This is a genomic window from Micromonospora sp. BL4, assembly GCF_003667505.1.
In the GTDB taxonomy this organism is placed as follows: domain Bacteria; phylum Actinomycetota; class Actinomycetes; order Mycobacteriales; family Micromonosporaceae; genus Micromonospora.
The window spans coordinates 18,865-35,956 of record NZ_RCVJ01000168.1 but is presented as its reverse complement, the minus strand read 5'-3'; the positions used below and the strand labels follow the sequence as shown (position 1 = coordinate 35,956).

At 71.9% G+C, this 17,092-nt stretch carries 19 protein-coding genes and 1 tRNA gene; 11 read left to right on the top strand and 9 right to left on the bottom strand.

Features of this window, described 5'->3' with window-relative positions; translation table 11 throughout:
- Nucleotides 1-65 precede the first annotated feature (65 nt).
- On the top strand, nt 66-722 hold the full coding sequence (locus EAD89_RS22565) for a response regulator transcription factor (RefSeq protein ID WP_121656936.1): 657 nt from the start codon (nt 66-68) through the stop codon (nt 720-722).
- Nucleotides 723-871: 149 nt separating this feature from the next.
- Nucleotides 872-2,236 (top strand): cell wall metabolism sensor histidine kinase WalK, encoded by a 1,365-nt coding sequence (locus EAD89_RS22560; RefSeq protein ID WP_121677158.1) that lies wholly within the window; start codon nt 872-874, stop codon nt 2,234-2,236.
- 20 nt (nt 2,237-2,256) lie between these two features.
- Here EAD89_RS22560 and EAD89_RS22555 read toward each other — a convergent pair whose 3' ends face one another.
- Together EAD89_RS22555 and EAD89_RS22550 are read right to left on the bottom strand one after the other, a co-directional pair.
- Complete coding sequence (locus EAD89_RS22555; protein WP_121677111.1) at nt 2,257-3,948, bottom strand: tetratricopeptide repeat protein; 1,692 nt, start codon at nt 3,946-3,948, stop codon at nt 2,257-2,259.
- A gap of 57 nt (nt 3,949-4,005) precedes the next feature.
- Entirely contained in the window at nt 4,006-4,467 is a 462-nt protein-coding gene (locus EAD89_RS22550; protein WP_121656996.1) for a MarR family winged helix-turn-helix transcriptional regulator, read from the bottom strand.
- Between the two features lie 49 nt (nt 4,468-4,516).
- Here EAD89_RS22550 and EAD89_RS22545 point away from each other — a divergent pair, with 49 nt between their 5' ends.
- Nucleotides 4,517-5,038: a VOC family protein gene (locus EAD89_RS22545; protein ID WP_121677110.1), complete on the top strand. Its 522-nt coding sequence runs from the start codon at nt 4,517-4,519 to the stop codon at nt 5,036-5,038.
- Nucleotides 5,039-5,062: 24 nt separating this feature from the next.
- Nucleotides 5,063-5,953, top strand: coding sequence for a hypothetical protein (locus tag EAD89_RS22540; RefSeq protein WP_121677109.1), 891 nt, complete (start codon nt 5,063-5,065; stop codon nt 5,951-5,953).
- Between the two features lie 69 nt (nt 5,954-6,022).
- On the opposite strand, the gene EAD89_RS22535 is transcribed toward EAD89_RS22540, so the two are convergent.
- The 4 genes from EAD89_RS22535 to EAD89_RS22520 form a co-directional block, all read right to left on the bottom strand.
- Nucleotides 6,023-6,202: a DUF4236 domain-containing protein gene (locus EAD89_RS22535; RefSeq protein ID WP_121656932.1), complete on the bottom strand. Its 180-nt coding sequence runs from the start codon at nt 6,200-6,202 to the stop codon at nt 6,023-6,025.
- A 157-nt stretch (nt 6,203-6,359) separates the two neighbouring features.
- Nucleotides 6,360-6,896: a GNAT family N-acetyltransferase gene (locus tag EAD89_RS22530; protein WP_121656931.1), complete on the bottom strand. Its 537-nt coding sequence runs from the start codon at nt 6,894-6,896 to the stop codon at nt 6,360-6,362.
- Entirely contained in the window at nt 6,896-7,351 is a 456-nt protein-coding gene (locus EAD89_RS22525) for an Rrf2 family transcriptional regulator (protein WP_121656930.1), read from the bottom strand. Before EAD89_RS22525 ends, EAD89_RS22530 begins: the two co-directional genes overlap by 1 nt.
- A 43-nt stretch (nt 7,352-7,394) precedes the next feature.
- A complete protein-coding gene (locus EAD89_RS22520) occupies nt 7,395-8,351 on the bottom strand; it encodes a helix-turn-helix transcriptional regulator (RefSeq protein WP_121677157.1) in 957 nt (318 codons plus the stop codon).
- A 209-nt stretch (nt 8,352-8,560) separates the two neighbouring features.
- On the opposite strand from EAD89_RS22520, the gene EAD89_RS22515 reads away from it, so the two are divergent.
- Complete coding sequence (locus tag EAD89_RS22515) at nt 8,561-9,337, top strand: glucose 1-dehydrogenase (protein ID WP_121656994.1); 777 nt, start codon at nt 8,561-8,563, stop codon at nt 9,335-9,337.
- 115 nt (nt 9,338-9,452) lie between these two features.
- Here the strand turns inward: EAD89_RS22515 and EAD89_RS22510 are convergent, their stop codons facing one another.
- Nucleotides 9,453-9,884 carry an SsgA family sporulation/cell division regulator gene (locus EAD89_RS22510; protein WP_007457244.1) on the bottom strand — a complete coding sequence of 144 codons (432 nt, stop codon included), beginning with the start codon at nt 9,882-9,884 and terminating at the stop codon, nt 9,453-9,455.
- A 273-nt stretch (nt 9,885-10,157) separates the two neighbouring features.
- On the opposite strand from EAD89_RS22510, the gene EAD89_RS22505 reads away from it, so the two are divergent.
- The 3 genes from EAD89_RS22505 (at nt 10,158) to EAD89_RS22495 (ending at nt 12,087) form a co-directional block, all read left to right on the top strand.
- Complete coding sequence (locus EAD89_RS22505) at nt 10,158-10,808, top strand: TIGR02611 family protein (RefSeq protein WP_233578931.1); 651 nt, start codon at nt 10,158-10,160, stop codon at nt 10,806-10,808.
- Nucleotides 10,809-10,858: 50 nt separating this feature from the next.
- Nucleotides 10,859-10,930: transfer RNA gene (locus EAD89_RS22500), tRNA-Val, on the top strand.
- Between the two features lie 203 nt (nt 10,931-11,133).
- The gene (locus EAD89_RS22495; RefSeq protein ID WP_121677107.1) at nt 11,134-12,087 is read left to right on the top strand and encodes an NAD(P)-dependent alcohol dehydrogenase; all 954 of its coding nucleotides are present in this window, start codon (nt 11,134-11,136) and stop codon (nt 12,085-12,087) included.
- 25 nt (nt 12,088-12,112) lie between these two features.
- Here the strand turns inward: EAD89_RS22495 and EAD89_RS22490 are convergent, their stop codons facing one another.
- Nucleotides 12,113-12,796, bottom strand: a complete 684-nt coding sequence (locus EAD89_RS22490; RefSeq protein ID WP_121677106.1) for a GNAT family N-acetyltransferase — start codon at nt 12,794-12,796, stop codon at nt 12,113-12,115.
- Between the two features lie 375 nt (nt 12,797-13,171).
- On the opposite strand from EAD89_RS22490, the gene EAD89_RS22485 reads away from it, so the two are divergent.
- Entirely contained in the window at nt 13,172-13,594 is a 423-nt protein-coding gene (locus tag EAD89_RS22485; protein ID WP_121656916.1) for a VOC family protein, read from the top strand.
- A 30-nt stretch (nt 13,595-13,624) separates the two neighbouring features.
- On the opposite strand, the gene EAD89_RS22480 is transcribed toward EAD89_RS22485, so the two are convergent.
- Entirely contained in the window at nt 13,625-14,512 is an 888-nt protein-coding gene (locus EAD89_RS22480; RefSeq protein WP_121677105.1) for a LysR family transcriptional regulator, read from the bottom strand.
- A gap of 88 nt (nt 14,513-14,600) precedes the next feature.
- On the opposite strand from EAD89_RS22480, the gene EAD89_RS22475 reads away from it, so the two are divergent.
- Nucleotides 14,601-15,263, top strand: coding sequence for a GyrI-like domain-containing protein (locus tag EAD89_RS22475; RefSeq protein WP_121677104.1), 663 nt, complete (start codon nt 14,601-14,603; stop codon nt 15,261-15,263).
- A 200-nt stretch (nt 15,264-15,463) separates the two neighbouring features.
- Nucleotides 15,464-16,996, top strand: coding sequence for an LPXTG cell wall anchor domain-containing protein (locus tag EAD89_RS22470; RefSeq protein WP_158610767.1), 1,533 nt, complete (start codon nt 15,464-15,466; stop codon nt 16,994-16,996).
- Nucleotides 16,997-17,092 lie beyond the last annotated feature (96 nt).

Genomic DNA, 17,092 nt, shown 5'->3' with positions numbered 1-17,092 from the left:
TCGGCGCTGTGAACACGCTGAGGACGCCGATCCGCCGGCTTTGAACCAGGTGGCACCCTTGAGGCGTGCGGTTGCTGGTGGTGGAGGACGAGGCCCGGTTGGCGGCCGCGCTGGAGCGCGGGTTGCAGGCGGAGGGGTTCGCGGTCGACGTGGCCTCGACCGGCCCGGCCGGGTTGGACGCCGCCCGGCACGGCGGGTACGACGCGATGATCCTCGACGTGATGCTGCCCGGCCTCTCCGGTTACGAGCTGGTCCGGCGGCTGCGGGCGGAGGAGCACTGGCTGCCGGTGCTGATGCTCTCCGCGAAGGACGGCGAGTACGACCAGGCCGACGGCCTGGACTGCGGCGCCGACGACTACCTCACCAAGCCCTTCTCGTACGTGGTGCTCCTGGCCCGACTGCGGGCGCTGCTGCGCCGGGGCGCGCCGGAGCGCCCGGCGGTGCTGGCGGTCGGCGACCTGCGGCTGGACCCGGCCCGGCGGCGGGTGACCCGGGCCGACGCCGAGGTGGCGCTGACCGCGCGGGAGTTCGCGTTGCTGGACTACCTGATGCGCCGGCCCGGCCAGGTGGTCTCCAAGATCGAGCTGCTGGACCATGTCTGGGACGCGAGCGTGGAGACCGCGCCGAACGCGGTCGAGGTGTATGTCGGCTACCTGCGTCGCAAGCTTGGCCGGGACCGGTTGGAGACAATCCGGGGTGCCGGCTACCGGCTGGCGACGTGAGCACGGATGCGCCGGCCGACCTGACGACCGGCGAGCCGCCCGCAGCCGCCGCGGCGACCGCCGACCGCCCGGCGACCTCCGCCGGTCCGGGGCCCGCGGGGCGGCCCTGGCGCAGCCGGTTGCCGGTGCTCGGACTGCGTGGCCGGCTCATGGCGATCGGGGTGTTCGGTCTCGCCGTGGGGCTGGCCCTCGGTGGGGTGGTGCTGCTCGGCGCGCTCGGCTACGTGCTCCAGCGCACCGTGGACACCGAGGCGTTCCGGACCGCCGACGCCGTCGCCCTGCTCGCCGCCGAGGACGCGTTGCCCGACCCGCTGCCGGTGGCCGGCGGGCAGGTCCGCGTCCAGGTCATCGACGCGCAGGGGCGGATCCGGGCTGCCTCGATCGACGCGGACCGGCTGGTCCCGATGGTCCGCCCGGAGCGGCTGAACGGGGACCGCCGGCAGCGGCTGGAGGTGCCGGCGGAGCGCGCCGGGCTCGCCGGCCCGGTGCGGGTGGTCGCCGTGCCCGCCGGCACCGCGGCCGACCCGCTCACCGTGCTGGTCGCCCGCTCGATGGCCGACGTGCGGCACAGCACGCACGTGGTCCGGACCATCCTGCTGGTGGCGTTCCCGCTGCTGGTCGCCGTGCTGGCGGCGGTGGCCTGGCGGGTGGTGGGCGCCACTCTGAGGCCGGTGGAGGCGCTGCGCCGGGGCGCCGAGGAGATCACCGGGAGGGCCGGGACGGGACGACTGCCGGTGCCGGCCTCGGCCGACGAGATCCATCGGCTGGCGGTCACTCTCAACGGGATGCTGGACCGGTTGGAGTCCGCCCGGGCTCGGCAGCGGGCGTTCGTCTCCGACGCGGCACACGAGTTGCGCAGCCCGTTGACCAACATCCGGACCGAGTTGGAGGTGGCCCAGCGCCTCGCCAGCCGGACGGACTGGACGGCGGTGACCGCCAACCTGCTCGCCGACACGGACCGGCTCAGCCGACTCGTCGACGACCTGCTGCTGCTGGCCCGACTGGACGAGACGCCACCGGCCCGGGGGACCGGCCCGGTGGAGCTGGGCGCCCTGCTGACCGAGGTCGCCGCCCGGTACCCGTCGCCGCCGGTGCGGGTGGCGCCGCCGCCGGGCCCGCTGTGGACGGTGGGGAACGCCGACGAGCTGCGCCGGGTGCTGGCCAACCTGGTCGACAACGCGGTGCGGCACGCGTACGGCGCCGTGCTGCTCGCCGTGGAGGCGACACCGGCCGGGCACCCGGAGGCGGCGTACCACCTGGTGACGGTGACCGACGACGGCCCGGGGATTCCGGTGGCCGACCGGGAGCGGGTCTTCGGCCGGTTCACCCGCCTGGACGACGGGCGGGCCCGCGACGACGGCGGAGCCGGCCTCGGCCTGGCCATCGTGTGGGAGTTGGTGCGCCGGGCCGGTGGACGCATCGCGCTGACCGACGGCGACGACCAGCGCGGGCTCCAGGTACGTCTGCTGCTGCCGGCACTGCCCGTCGACGAGGAACCACGGGACGGCGGCTGACCGGTCGTGGCCCAGCACGCTCAGCGGCGGCGGGTGCAGACCTCGTCGGCGCTGGCCACGGTGTCGGTGGACCAGACGACGGCCACCGTGAAGCAGTAGTCGTTGGCGCGGTTGAGCGCGTAGACGACGAAGCTGGTGGCACCGGCGGGCAGTGTGGCGATGGCGTTCTTGCCCTGGCCGGCCCGGCCGGCGGAGACGACCACCGGTCCCTCGCCGCCGGCGGGGTAGGTCCACCGCAGGGCGATGTTGTCCCGGTTGTCGCGCAGGGCCACCGCGCCCGGTGGGGTGCCCGGCGCGGCCGCGGGCGGTGCCGCGCCGGTCGGCGAGGCGCTGGCGCTGGCCGGCGTGCCCGTGCCGGTCGGGCCGGTGCGGGGAGAGCCGGTACCGGGGCCGGAAGGCTGATCGTCCCCGACCCGGGCCACCCCGGCGATCACGGCCGCGGTGCCCAGCAGCACCACGACCACACCGGCCACCAGCACCGGCACCAGCCGGTTGCGCCGCGGCGCCGAGGCCCGGTGTACGGGCACCGGCAGCAGCCGGGACGGTGTGTACGGCTCAAGCGGCGCGTACGGATCCGGCGGCGCGTACGGATCCGGCGGCGCGTACGCGCCGTACGGCTCGGCCGGCGTTCCCGGCTCGGCCGGCGTGCCCGGGCGGTGCAGCCGGTACACCCCGGGCGACTCCTCCGCGCCGCCGGTGAGCCCGACCACGGACGGGGGGACCGGTGTGTCGGTGGTGTGCCGAGCGGGCTCGTCCGCCGGACCGGGTGGCCACGCGAAGCCCACCGATCCACCCGGTTCGTCGGCCGGCGACCGTGGATTCGGCACCGCGCCGCCGCCGGCCACGGCTCCATGACCGGCCAGGGCCTCATCGTCGTCGATCTCGGGGCCGGCCGTCGTCGGGTCGACGTGCTGCGGCGGGGGGTCCGGCGGGTGATAGCCGGACTGGACCGGCCCGTCGGCGTGTGACGGGGTCCGGGCGGCCGGTACCACCCGGCTGTCCCGGGGCGTCTCGTCGGCGCAGACGTGGTCGGGGTTGGCCGCCGCCCGGGCCAGCGCCGCCACCTGTGCGGCCAGCGGGTCGTCGGCGGTCAGGTGCTGCCGGCACAGCTCGCGGGCCAGCGCCAGGTTGTCGTGCGCCTCGGCGAACTGCCCACAGTCGCGCTGCATCGCGCCGAGGCGGGCCAGCATCTTGATGCCGCTGGGATGCCCGTCGCCGTACACCTCGCGGTGCAGCTCCCAGGCGTCCTGGAGCCGGTCGCGGGCCACCGTGCACTGGCCGCGGGCGTACTCCACGGTGGCCAGATCGGCGTGCGCGGCGAGCACCCGCAGCGACTCGGGGCCGTCCTGCGCGGTCAGCTCGATGATGACTTCCTGGTAGAGCCGGGCGGCCCGGGAGTGGCTGCCCACCCGGTGCAGCACCGCGGCCAGGGTCGCCGCGGCGGCCACCGTGCGCGGGTCGGAGCGGCCGTGCAACCGGGTGGTGGCCGAGTACGCGAAGGCGGCCCAACCCCGGGCGGAGTGCGGCTCGCCGAGCGCGACCAGCACCCGCGCCTGGAGGCTGGCGGCCTCGGCGAGCTCGGGGGTGGCGTTGGCCGGGCGGGGGTCGGCGTCGGTGAGCGCTTCGGAGAGCAACCGTTGCGCGCCGGCCAGGTCGCCGGCGGACACGAGGTGGTGCGCCTGATCAGTCAGTTCGCCGAAGCCGGAGGGCACGCCCCATCGTGCTCATCCGACGACGGTAAGTACAAGACCCGCGCCGGTGTCGATCGGTCAGGATCTCCTCAGGTGCTCGGCCAGCGTCTCGCTGATCCGGCGCAGCTGGTCGACCTGGGCCGGGCTCAACGCGTCGAACAGGTGCCGGCGTACGCCCTCGACGTGGCCCGGCGCGGCGGCGGCGAGGGTGGCGAAGCCCGCGTCGGTGAGCAGCGCGACCTGCCCGCGCCGGTCGGTGGCGCACTCCTCGCGGTGGACCCAGCCGGCCGCCTCCAGTCGGGCCACGGCGTGCGAGAGCCGGCTCCGCGAGGAGCCGGTCGCCTCGGCCAGGTCGCTCATGCGCAGCCGCCGGTCGGGGGCCTCGGAGAGGCGGACCAGGATTTCGTAGTAGGCGTGCGGCATCGATGCGTCGCGTTGCAGCTCGCGGTCGAGCGTGTCCATCAGCGCGCGGGAGGCGGTGAGGAACGCCCGCCAGGTGCGCTGCTCGTCGGAGTCCAGCCAGCGGGTCATGACCGTCATCATACCCGCGATAGTTGAGGGCTCAACTAAACCGCGCTAGTCTGGGGTCATGGGAATCCACCGGCTCAACCACGCGGTCCTCTACGTCAGTGACCTCGCCCGCAGTGTCGCCTTCTACGGCGACGTGCTGGGCTTCCGCCCGGTGCTGATGACCCCGGACGGCTTCCGGGGCGCCACCTTCCTCCAGGCGCCCGACTCGACCAACGACCATGACCTCGGTCTGTTCGAGATCGGCGCCGGCGCCGGGCGGTCGACCGCCGGCCGGGCCACCGTCGGGCTCTACCACCTGGCCTGGGAGGTGGACACCCTCGACGAGCTGGCCGCCACCGCCGAGCGGCTCTCGGCCGCCGGCGCTCTGGTCGGCACCTCCGACCACGGCACCACCAAGAGCCTCTACGGGCAGGACCCGGACGGCCTGGAGTTCGAGGTGGTCTGGCTGGTCCCGGCCGACCGGCTCGACGACGACGCGCTGGCCGCCCGCAAACGCATCGGCCGGCTCGACCTGGCCGCCGAGCGGCAGCGCTACGGCGGGCAGACCCGGGGCGGGGTGGGGATCTCCGTCCCGGCCTGACCGGCCGTAGGGTAGAACGGACCGATGTCGACCGACCGGACCACCGACTTCCTCCGCGAGCTGCTGGTCCGCCAGTTGACGACCTGGCTGCCCGCGGCCCTGCACCGCTCCCGGCGGGCCACCATCGCCCTTGCCTGGACCGGTGACGACGCCGGTGGCGCGGAGGCCGCCCTGCGGGTGGTCGCCGGGCACGCCGACCAGGTGCGCGGCCGGCGGGTGACCGTGCTGGTGCTGGCCGACGGCGCGGCTGACCTGCCGACCCGGCTCGGCCCGGTCGAGGCGGAGCTGCCCGCCGAGGTCACCGTGCACCTGCTGCCGGGCGTACCGGATCGGCTGCCGGTCGCGGTGAAGGCGGCGGGCGCCGCCGGCTCCCCGCTGTTCTGCTTTGTGGACCTACCCGGCGCCGTGACCCCGAAGCTGCTCACCGCCGCGAGCAACGGCCGCACGGGGGAGGTGTTGCTGCACGCCGGCAGCGGCGCCCGCGAAGCGCTGGTCGCCGCCGGCTTCCCCCTGGTCGCCGAGGTGACGCCGGTGCTCCGGGACGGCGCGGCGGCCGGCGTGGTCGCGTTCGGCAGCCGCTCGGACCGGAGCCTGGAGGCGGTCCGCGAGGCGCTCTGGGCCGTCGGCGCGGACCTCGACGTGCGCCTGGAAGACCCGGCCGACCCGGCGGGCGCACCGGTCGACGTGACCGGCGATCCCGATCCGGAGCCCCTGGCCCGCGAACTGCTGGCCGAGCTGCGCCGCAGCGGACCGCGGCCGGTCACCGACCTGCGCCGGCACGCCCTCACCGCGACCGTCTACCGGGCCTCCGACGCCATCCGGGCGCTCGACGGGCTGCTCGACGCGGGCGACGTGCGGCGCGAGCGCGAGGCCGGTCGCCTGGCCGGCGACGAAATGATCACCGCGACGCGATGACCGTGCCGGGTCACGGACGCCGAACGGGGTGCCGGTGAATCACCGGCACCCCGTTCGACTCCCGGGACGCTACGACCGGGACTTGTCCTGCTTCCAGGACAGCGGACCCGGCAGGTCGACCCGGTGCGCCCGAGCCTTGGAGTTCCAGGACCAGCGGCCGATCTTGATGCTCCACGAGGAGAAGCCGTTCTCGGTGAAGTTCAGGATGATCGGACCGATCTTCTTGCGCTTGCGAAACATGAGGCCCATCGGAGGACTCCCCTCGTCACCGTTCCCTGCCGTGTCGAGATCGAACATTCCCGAACCGATGAAATCCGAAACCCAGTCGGTGTCCGGCCTGGACGGTCACCCGGTGCGGCGTCGGGGTCTCCATTCAGTCGGGGTCTCCATTCAGGAGACGCGCGACTCAGGAGCTGCGCGGTGAGCCGGCCGGGTCGGTGTCTCGGTCCAGCGCGAGGACCTGGGTGACGCTGCCGTCGGCCTCGGTCACGTCCTGTTGGTGGACGAAGTTGAGCTTGGCCAGCAGTCCGAGCGAGGCGTGGTTGGCGTCGGCGACCGTGGCGTACACCCGGGGCAGGTCGAGACGGTTGAAGCCGTACCGGACCAGTGCGGTGGCCAGTTCGGTGCCCAGGCCACCTCCCCACGCCGGCCGGGCCAGCGCGTAGACGAGCTCGTGACCCTCGACGTCGTCGGTCCGCTTGATCTCGGCGTGCCCGATGTAGCGGCCGTCCCGGCGGACCGCCCACACGTCGAAGAGGTCGTCGGCGTAGACCCGGCTGAACACCCGCCCGAACAGGTCGGTGGCGTCCGCCACGGTCAGCGGCCCGTCACCCATGAACCGGCCCACCTCCGGGTCGGCGAGCAGCGCGACGAAATCCTCGGCGTCGGCCGGTTGGTACGGCTCCAGCAGAAGACGGTCGGTGCGCAGGGTGGGGGTGGGCATCAGCGGGGCTCCCAGGCGTCGGGCAGAGCGGTGAGCTTGCGGACGTGGGCCGGCAGCCGACCGCTGACGATCTCGGCGAGGCTCACCTCGTCGACCACCCGACGGACCGCGGCGCGTACCGCCACCCAGAGGCCGGGGAGGTTCTCCGCCGCGCCGTCGTACCGGGTCTCCTCCGGGCGCAGGCCGCGTACCCCGGCCAGCGGACCCTCCACCGCGCGCAGCACCGCGCCGACGGTCACCTCGCGCGGCGGGCGAGCGAGGGTGTAGCCACCCTCGGCGCCGCGCTGGGCGCGGACGATGCCGGCCCGGCGCAGATCGGCCAGGACCGCCTCCAGGAACTTGCGGGGCATGTCCTGCTCCGCGGCGATGGCCTGCGTGGACCGCAGCGAGGGGTACGCGGTGGCGAGGCTCAGCGCCGCCCGTACCGCGTAGTCGCCGCGCGCGGAGATCTGCACCCTGCCATCATGCCCGGCCGGCGCCGCTCGCTGGTCCGGCGGGTCAGCCGGGTCGGGTCGCGTGACCGCCGTTGGTCGGCTCGCCGGGGGTGCCGGGGCGGAACCGGCCCGCGTTGGCGTTCGCCGCCTCGGCCGGTGGTCGGGGCCGGACCACCCGGGCGGCGGCCGGCTGGTCCCGGGCGGCCCGGAACGCGCCGGGGCTGAGCCCGACCTCGCGGGTGAAGAAGCGGCCGAAATTGGTGGGCTCGGAGAAGCCCAGCTCCCGACCGATCCGGGCGATCGGTTCGTCGGTCGCGGCGAGCAGCCGGCCGGCCTGCAACGCGACCCGCTCGTCGATGACCTGCTTGGCGCTGCGCCCGGTGACGGCCAGGCAGGCCCGTGTCAGGGTGCGGACCGAGCAGCCGAGCGCGGCGGCGTAGTCCTCCACGCGCCGGGTGTGCTGGTAGGCGTGCTCCACCTCCCGGCAGAACCGGTGGAACGTCTCCACCTCGGGCCGGCCCGCCGACCGGTCCCCGCCGGGCAGGGCCAACCGCAGCAGCAGCACGGCGAGCTGGTGGCGGAGCAGAGCGCGGCCGGCGGGCGTGTCGCGATGCCGCTGGCAGTCAACCGCCAGTTGGCTCACCTCGCTGATCACGGCGTCCTCGTCCTCGCCGGCCAGCTGCCGCCAGGTCGGCGACGCGTCCGGGTCGACGTCGAGACCGCGCAGCGCCTCGGAATCCCAGCCGACCACGGTGGCGTCGAACTGCGGGCCGGCGCAGCGGAGCACCTGACCGGCGCGGACCCGCAGCAGCGTGCCGGGCCGGCACGGCAGGAGGTGGAAATCCAGCTCGGCGTCGCCGTGCCCACGGGTGGTGAGGATCAGCAGCTCCCGTTCGACGAACACCGGACGGCGCCAGCCCCGGTCACGGGCCAGGTCGGCCAGCGCGAACGTGGCGATCTCGTCGGGGACGGGTGGCGCCGTTCCGATCGTTGCCGCAGGAAGGGGACCGGTGGAGACCATCGCCTGCGACGGTAGCTCGAAGCGCAGGTCACCGCATCCCGACCGCCGGTGCTCGTCGCAGGGGATCCGCCGCGCCGCCACGGGCTTGTCGCGGTCCCGGCGGCCGGGCTACGTTACCCGGCGGTAGCGCCGCCCGGTCCCCGGTCCGCCCGGCGCCCCGCTGGCCGGCCGCCGGACCGGCGGACCCGCCGACTCGCGATGGGATGGGCATGACGCAGCTGTTCTCGGTCGAAGGCAAGACGGTCCTGGTCACCGGCGGGTCACGGGGGATCGGTCTGATGATCGCCCAGGGCTTCGTCCGGGCCGGCGCACACGTGCTCATCTCGTCCCGCAAGGCGGACGTCTGCGAGGCGGTCGCCAAGGAACTCTCCGCCGAGGGGCGCTGCGAGGCGATCCCGGCCGACCTGGGCGCCGACACCGGGGCCGAGTCGCTGGCCGCCGCCGTGCGGGAGCGCTTCGACCGCCTCGACGTGCTGGTCAACAACGCCGGCGCGACCTGGGGCGCCCCGCTGGAAAACTACCCGGAGGCCGCGTTCGACAAGCTCTGGGCGGTCAACGTCAAGGCCGTCTTCCGGCTGACCACCGCGCTGCTGCCGGCGCTGCGCGCCGCCGCCAGCGCCGACGATCCGGCCCGCGTCATCAACATCGGGTCGATCGACGGCATCCGGGTGCCGTGGATGGAGGTGTACGCGTACTCGGCCACCAAGGCGGCCGTGCACATGCTCACCCGCAGCCTGGCCCACCAGCTGGCCGGCGAGCAGATCACCGTCAACGCGATCGCGCCCGGCCCGTTCGAGAGCAAGATGATGGCGTTCGCGCTGAACGACCCGGCGAGCCGGGCCAGCATCGAGCAGCAGGTGCCGCTGGGCCGCATCGGGCGTCCGGAGGACATGGCCGGCACGGCCATCTACCTCTCGTCCCGGGCCGGCGCGTACCTCACCGGCGCGGTCATCCCGGTCGACGGCGGCATCACCACGCACGGCTGAGCACCGGCCGACCCGGGGCGGGCGGGCCCGCGTACCCCCGGGGGTGTGCCGGGGCCGCGCGGTCGGCAGATCCGCGCGGCCCCGTACTGGCCGGTGTTGCCCGGTCGGGCGGTGGTCAGCGACCGGCGAGCAGCCGGTTCACCGCCGTGTCGACGTCCAGGTGCTCGGCCTCCCGGCCGCGCGGGACGACGACGTAGGTCCGTCGAAGGAAACGCACCAGGACGCTGCGCGGCACCTCGAAGAGGGCGTTGCCGTCCGGTGACGACAGGGCCAGCGCGACGAAGTCGCCGCGCGGCGTGGCCCAGGGCCAGACCCGCACATCTCCGATGCCGGCTGGCTCGTCCAGGCCGGTGACGAGCAGTTCGCGGGCGAAGGACCAGCTCACCGCCTCGCCGCCGGCAGATTCGGCATGGAACAGGACATGGACCGCATACGGGTCAGCAGGGTCGTAACGCAAACTGGCACGCACCGGCAATGCGGTGGCGTCAGGCGCGACGAGCCTTAGCGACGTCTCGACCTCTACGGTCGTCGGTCGAATGACACTCATGGACGTTCTCCCCCCGGCACCGCTGCGGAACGCGCGTGTCCCGCTTTTCCCATACTCAGGTGCTACTCCTGGCTACGCTCCGCCATACGCTGACTTCACCCAGTGGTGGGAAGGGGGACGGAAAGGCCGCGTGAATGTGAGGATTCATGTAGGATTTCCGGTTCTGCCCAGTGCGTGATCCCGCCCGGCATCGGGTGGCTCAGTCGTCGACTTACTCCGGTAACGTCCAGTCGGCCGTTGCAGTGACGGGCCCGAGCGACACTGGGGGGTGAAATGGTCACGAACCGATCCTCAGTGGATCCGGCAGTGGCGTCCGGTCAGCCGAACGTCGCGGCCCGAGCAGCCGAAAAGCGGGGGTGCGCAGTGCCAATGGAGCAGCCTGAGCGGCCCGGGCGGCCGGCGTCCGACCCCGGCCGCCCCGGTGCCCGAGCAGCCGGCCGATCTGGTGGCGGTGATGCGGATCGCGCCACCGCGGACGAGGCCGGCGCCACCGGTGGCGTCCTCGTCGTGGCGGACCCGCCGCGGCGCCCTCGCTGGCGGGAGCGGGTCTCCACCACCCTCGACCTGATCCGGGCCAACCCCACCGGCCGGATCACCCTCAAGATCTTCATTGCGATCGCCGGGGCGGTGGTCGTGACCATCGGCATCGCCCTCATCCCGCTACCCGGGCCGGGCTGGCTGCTGGTCATCGCCGGGCTGGGCATCTGGGCCGTCGAATACCACTGGGCCCGCCGGCTGCTCGGCTTCACCCGCCGCCACGTGCACGGCTGGACCAACTGGGCGAAACGGCAGTCACTGCCGGTACGAATCGCGCTCGGCTCCGTCGGCCTCGTCTTCGTGGGCGTGGTGGTGTGGCTGTCACTCAAGTACAGCCTCGGCATCGACGTGGTGGCCACGGCGATGCGGTACCTCGCGACGCACTGACCCCGGATTTCCGGTCTGGTTCCACGATCGGGTAGAGTCAACGGCGCTGAGGGCGATTAGCTCAGTGGGAGAGCGCTTCGTTCACACCGAAGAGGTCGCTGGTTCGATACCAGCATCGCCCACCGAAGTATGTGCAGGTCAGAAGCCCGTTACCGGATAGGTCGGTAACGGGCTTCGCTGTATCTGCCGCTTACCTGGGAGCAGATTGGGAGCAGGGTGGTGTCGACCAGCCGCTTGTCCCGCCGTGCTAACCAAGAGGCGTAGGCGCTGGCCCTGAACGCATCGGGTACTGCGGCCTACTCTCCCGAAGGGCTGGTGGTACCAGGTGAGAGCAGTCGTGTACGACCGGTACGGGCCCCCGGATGGGCTGCGAATCGAGAATCTCCCCAAGCCCTCTCCCGCCGCCCGACAGGTGCTCGTCAAGATTGCGGCGACCTCGGTGAATTTGAGCGATTGGGAAACCCTGCAAGGTTCGCCACTGTATTCGCGCATCGGTGGGCTGCGCTCCCCGGCACGCCGGACCCTCGGCTCGGACATCGCCGGATGGGTCGACGCGGTGGGCTCCGCCGTCACTCGGTTCCGACCCGGTGACGAGGTGTATGGCGACAACCTCATGCTCAAGGGCGGTTTCGCCGAGTACGCGATCGCACCCGAATCGGTCCTGGCCCGCAAGCCCGCCGCCCTGACCTTCGCCGAGGCGTCGGCCATCCCACAGGCGGGCGTGATCGCACAGCAGGGCACCGCGGGCGCCGCAGCCGGCAACCGGGTCCTCATCAACGGCGCCGGCGGAGGATCCGGCGCATTCGCGATCCAGCTGGCCAAACGACTCGGCGCCCAGGTGACCGGCGTCGACAACGCGGGCAAGCTCGACTTCATGCGGTCCGTCGGCGCGGACGAGGTGATCGACTACCGCCGCCGGGACTTCACCCGCAGCGGCCCGTACGATCTCATCCTCGATCTGGTCGCGCACCGATCGGTGTTCGCCTACCGCCGGGCGCTGGCCCCCGGCGGCCGCTACCGGTGCGTCGGCGGATCGGTCTCGGCGCTGCTGCGCGTCCTGACGATCGGCGCGGCGGCCGGCCGGCTCACCCACCGCCGGCTGGGTGTGCTCGCCGTCCGGGAAGGACCGACCCACTTCGAACCGGTGGCCGATCTCTGCGTGGCGGGTGACCTCGTCATCCACATCGACCGGGCCTTCACTCTCGACGAGACGCCCGAGGCGTTGGCCCACGTGGGTAAGGGACGTGCCCTCGGAAAGGTCGTCGTGAGCGTCAACTGACCAGCGGCCGCAATGTCCCCGCCGTTCAGGACGGGTAGGCGTTGCCAGGCGTCGTTGCGATCAGCACGTCGGCCACCGGCTGCCAGCCGAGCGTCCTGTACAGACGCTGACCGTCCTCGCTGGCGATGAGAATGCCCTCTTCGACGCCTTCTTCGATCGCGGAACGGGCTAGTGCACTCATGACCGCGCTGGCCAGACCCTTGCGGCGATGAGCCGGCATGGTTTCGATCCGGTCTGCGACCCCATCCGTACCGGCCAGTCCCATCGTTCCGCGCGCGCCGACCTCTCCCGACTCGTGCCGTACCGTGGCCGTGACCACGCTGTCGCCTCCGCGCGCGTCGACCTGGGTCAGGAGCCGGTACGGTGCCACGGGCATGTTCTGCGGATGCCCGCGAAGATCGGCTGTCATCAGCAGTTCTGAGTGCTTGAGCACGATCAGACCGGCGGCCGCCAGAGCCGAGGCCGCCCTCGCCGGATCGATGGTGGGCACGGTCAGCCATGTGACGGCGTCCTCGCCAATGACCAGCTCAGCCAACGTGGCGAGCGACGCGAGGTCTTCGCCGGCATCGAGCGCGACATACTCGATGTCGCGGCCGGGCTGCATGCACCGGACCCGCAACGCGCCGCCGACGTCCTTGGCGACGGGCAGCCCGCGAGCCACGCCCCAGCCGCGCTGCCAGCGGACGATGAGATCTCGCAGGTCACTCACCCGTCAACTAGATCACTTGCACGTGAAGGGCCCGTCACGCCCTGGGACGCGTGTACCCGAAATCACGTGCGCGGATCTGCCGCCCGTCCGGCTTCCGAGTACGTGACCGAGGACGGTAGAGCCCGGCGCGCGCTGTCGAGCCGACGAGCGGCGCTTGCGGGTCTGATGCCGGCGGCCGCGACTGGTGTCCGTCCGGGAACCAAGTGAATCGATTGTCAATCGCGGCTTAACAGTACGTGTGCGAGGTCGTCGTTGATCCGCACCGGCGGGTGACGGACGCTGGTGGTATCAAGCGCAAAGATCGCTGGCCGGTCTCGGGCCACGCGCTGGACAGATCAGGGACGTGACCGTCCGTGGAACAGGGGAGAGGCACGTATGCAGTTCTCGTTGATCGGGATGGCGGTCGCGGCGGACAACCCGACCGCGAGCGCGGCGTGGTTCGCCGAGCATTTCGGGTTCAAGGTCGGGATCGACCTGGGCTGGTACGTGAACACGCAGCACGCTGATCACCCGACCGTCAGCCTGGACTTCGTGCAGCGCGACCACGAATCGTGGCCGCGGGCAACCCGGGGCAGGGCGGTGGTCGGCACGCTGCTGGCGTTCCTGGTCGCCGACGTTGACGCCGAGTTCGAACGGCTGCGCTCTGCTGAGTTGGAGGTGGTCCTGCCGCTCGTGACCGAGCCGTGGGGACAGCGCCGATTCCAGGTCGCCGGTCCCGACGGGCTGCTGGTGGAGGTTCTGCAGATGGTGGCACCGGACCCGCAATGGCTCGCCGACAATGGTCTGGCCGGTGAGTGACGGCGTCGTCTGAGTCTCTCCGTCTCTCGGCTAGCGCAACAGCGGGCACAGATCGTTGACGACCTGTGCCATTGCGCGGATGATCTCGGTTTCGGTCTCGGTGCGCCAGACCAGGGCGTAGTTCAGGCGGGGCAGGTCGGTGATGGGCAGCCACCGCACGTCCGGCATGGCCCAGTGGTCGGTCACGTGGACGGGGAAGACCTGGACCGTCTCGCCGAGGGCGACGAGGTGGATGAGTTCGTCGCTGTTGGTGACGAATGCGCCACGCTCGATCGTGTGGCCGCGTGGGCTGTGGAACGGCAGGTACGCGTCTTCCCAGTAGTCCGGCAGGCGTTGCCCCGTTCCGTTCGGGAAGTCGGCGAGCATCTCCAGCGACACGGATGGTCTTCGGGCCAGTTCGTGATCGGTCGACACTGCCAGGATTCGCTGGTCGCCGAAAAGGACCGGTCCCACGGTCAGGTCCGGTTCGTTCACGGGCAGCCAGGCGACGAGGATGTCATGCTCTCCCGTACGCAGCGCGGCGAACGGGTCCACGAACGAGGCCCGGCGGACCTGCAACGACCACTGCGGGTGCCGACGGCGGAACGTGTCCCAGAACGGGCGCAGGTCGTATGTGTTGAAAGGGATCATGCCCACGCGGAGCGTGCCGGTGATGCCCTGGGCGGCCCGCCGGGCCCGCTCGACGCTCTTTAGCAGGCCGGCGTGGACGGGCCGCAGGTCGTCGCGCAGCTGTTCGCCGAGCGGTGTGAGCCGGACGGTACGGGTGGAGCGGTCGAAAAGCAGACCACCGATGCGGCGTTCCTGTTGCTTGATGGCCTGGCTGACCCGAGCTGTGGTGACGTGCAGTCGTTGCGCTGTCCGTCCGAAGTGCAGCTCGTCGGCGAGCACCAGAAAGGTCTCGATGTCGCGCAGCTCCACCTGTGATCCCGTTCGCGAGAGGCCTACCTGGCATCCGACCTTACCTACTCAGAAAGGCAGTGGCTCGCCACCCGAGTCCAGGTGCCCCATGACCAACAGGACGACCGACAAGATCGACTTCAAGAAGACGCTTGACGCCTACCAGGCACAACGGGGCCGGTTCCGGATGGTCGGCGTACCGGACATGCACTACCTGATGATTGACGGCCACGGCGACCCCAACACCTCACCCGCTTTCACCCAGGCGATCGAGGCGCTCTACCCGACGGCCTACAAGCTGAAGTTCGCCAGCAAGCGCACCCTCGGGCGCGACTACGTCGTCCCGCCCCTGGAAGGTCTGTGGTGGGCCGAGGACATGACGGCGTTCACCACCGCACGACACAAGTCCCGGTGGAGCTGGACGTTGATGCTCATGGTCCCCCACTGGATCGACCAGCCCATGGTCACCACCGCCATCGAGCAAGCCGGCGCCAAGCAGCGACCGGCGCGTATCAACGACATCCGCCTCCAGACGCTGCCCGAGGGGCGGTGCGTGCAGACGCTGCACGTCGGTTCCTTTGACGACGAGGCCGACGTGCTCGCACAGCTGCACCACGAGTACATCCCCGCCAACCGGCTCCGCCTGACCGGAACTCACCACGAGATCTACCTCAGCGATTTCCGCAAGGTCGCACCCGACAAGCAACGCACCATCCTCCGGCAGCCAGTCACCATCGACTCGGAAAGTGTGGATCCGGGCCTCGTTTCGTAAGCCGGGTCGGAGTGCCCGAGTCGCGGCGTCGGTCGCGGGTCGGCGGGGCTCGGTCGTTCCGGACCTGGTAGAGCTGGTGCTGAGCCGGGTCAGCCGTTCGGTCGGAGTTGACGGTCGAAGGCAGGCCGGGGCAGCGGAGAGCTTCGATGAATCCTTACCATCCGTTGGTCACCCCTGGGCGCGCGTACGGGAGGACCCACATGCTCAAGCACTCCACCCGGCGTTGGCTCACCGGTCTGAGCGTCGCGGGCGCGCTCGTCGCTGCCGCCCCCACCCCGGCGGTCGCCGACGACCCTCCCTTCGTCGTTGACGCGCCGAACCAGCTCGTCGCTCCCGGCCACTCGACCCACGGATTGCTCGTGGCGCAACCCGTCCGGGACGACGAGGATCAGTGGCAGTTCGGCAGGACCACGCTCGACGTCGACTTGTCCGAGGTCGAGGATTTCGCCACCGTCGAGCCGATGTCCGACGGTTGGGCCTGCGAGACGGCGTCGAGCACGCTGCACTGCGAGGTCGACATTCCGAGGGGCCAGCACCCCCGGTTCAACTACACGCTCACCGGCGAGGACGACGCGACCCCGGGGCAGCAGGGTGACCTCACGGTCACGGTCACGTCCGGCGGCATCTCCGCCACCGCAACGGCCGGCATCACGATCGCCGAGGGTGTCGACCTCGTGAGCGACGAGACGGTCGAGGTCAGCGGCGCCCCACGCAGCCGGGTGGAGCTGCCCGGCGGGGTCCGCAACGGCAGCGCGACCACGGTCAACGGAACTGTCCTCATGCTGGAGGCCGACTGGCTCGTCACGTACGCCGGCGACTACTCCAACTGCGCGTCGTTCCTGAACCTGAACGCCATCTGCACCTTCGACACGCAACTCGAGGCGAACACGTCCTACCAGCTCTCCGAGGATCTCCCGCTCAGGCTGCACGAGCAGGCCCGCACCGGCGCCGAGCTCCCGGTCACCCTCGACTGGTGGACGAAGGACGACTGGGCGCGCATCTACGGGGAGTGGCCGATGCCCGGCTTCGAGCCGGGTCGCGGTGGCGAACTTCGCCTGGTCGAGCAGACCGGCGCGAAGGCGAAGGCCCCGCAGACCGACGTGGACCGGATGAACAACTTCACCCGGGCGTCGGTCACCGTGACCGGCGACAACCCGGCGGATCTCGCAGCCAAGGGCGCCACCGCCCGCGGCAGGAAGGGTGACGTGGTCGCCGTACGACCGAGCTTCACCAACCTCGGTCCCGCCGCGCTCGACCCTCAGATTGAGAAGCCGCCGGTCCGGATCACCATCCCGAGGGGCACCACCGCCGTCGAGGCATCCGGCGACTGTGTGCCGTACGTGCCGGGCGAGGAGTGGGACCCGGGGAACGCGAAGTGGGCCGAGCCGGGCGCCAAGGAGTACGTCTGCCGCGCCAGCGAGATCGCGGTGGGCGGTGAGCACCCGTACGTGTTTGCGCTGCGCATCGACGAGGTGGTGGCGGACGCCACCGGCACCCTCGTCGTGAAGCTGGACGGTGACCCGAACGCGCGGAACGACTCGGCGAAAATCATCGTCAATGCGGCCGGCAACGGGGGAGGAGACGGCGGTCAGGGCGGCGGTGACGACGGCCCGACGCTGCCGATCACCGGTGACCCGACCGGCCTGATCACCGGCGTCGGCGGGCTGCTGCTCGTCGCCGGAGCCGCGAGCTACCTGGTCGCCCGCCGCCGCAAGACCCGCTTCGTCGCCTGATCGACTCCTGGCGCCCCGCAGCGGGACCATCGGGGTACGGACAGCGCCGGCGGTGACAGTGTGGTGCGCTGTCACCGCCGGCGCGGGCGGTTCTCC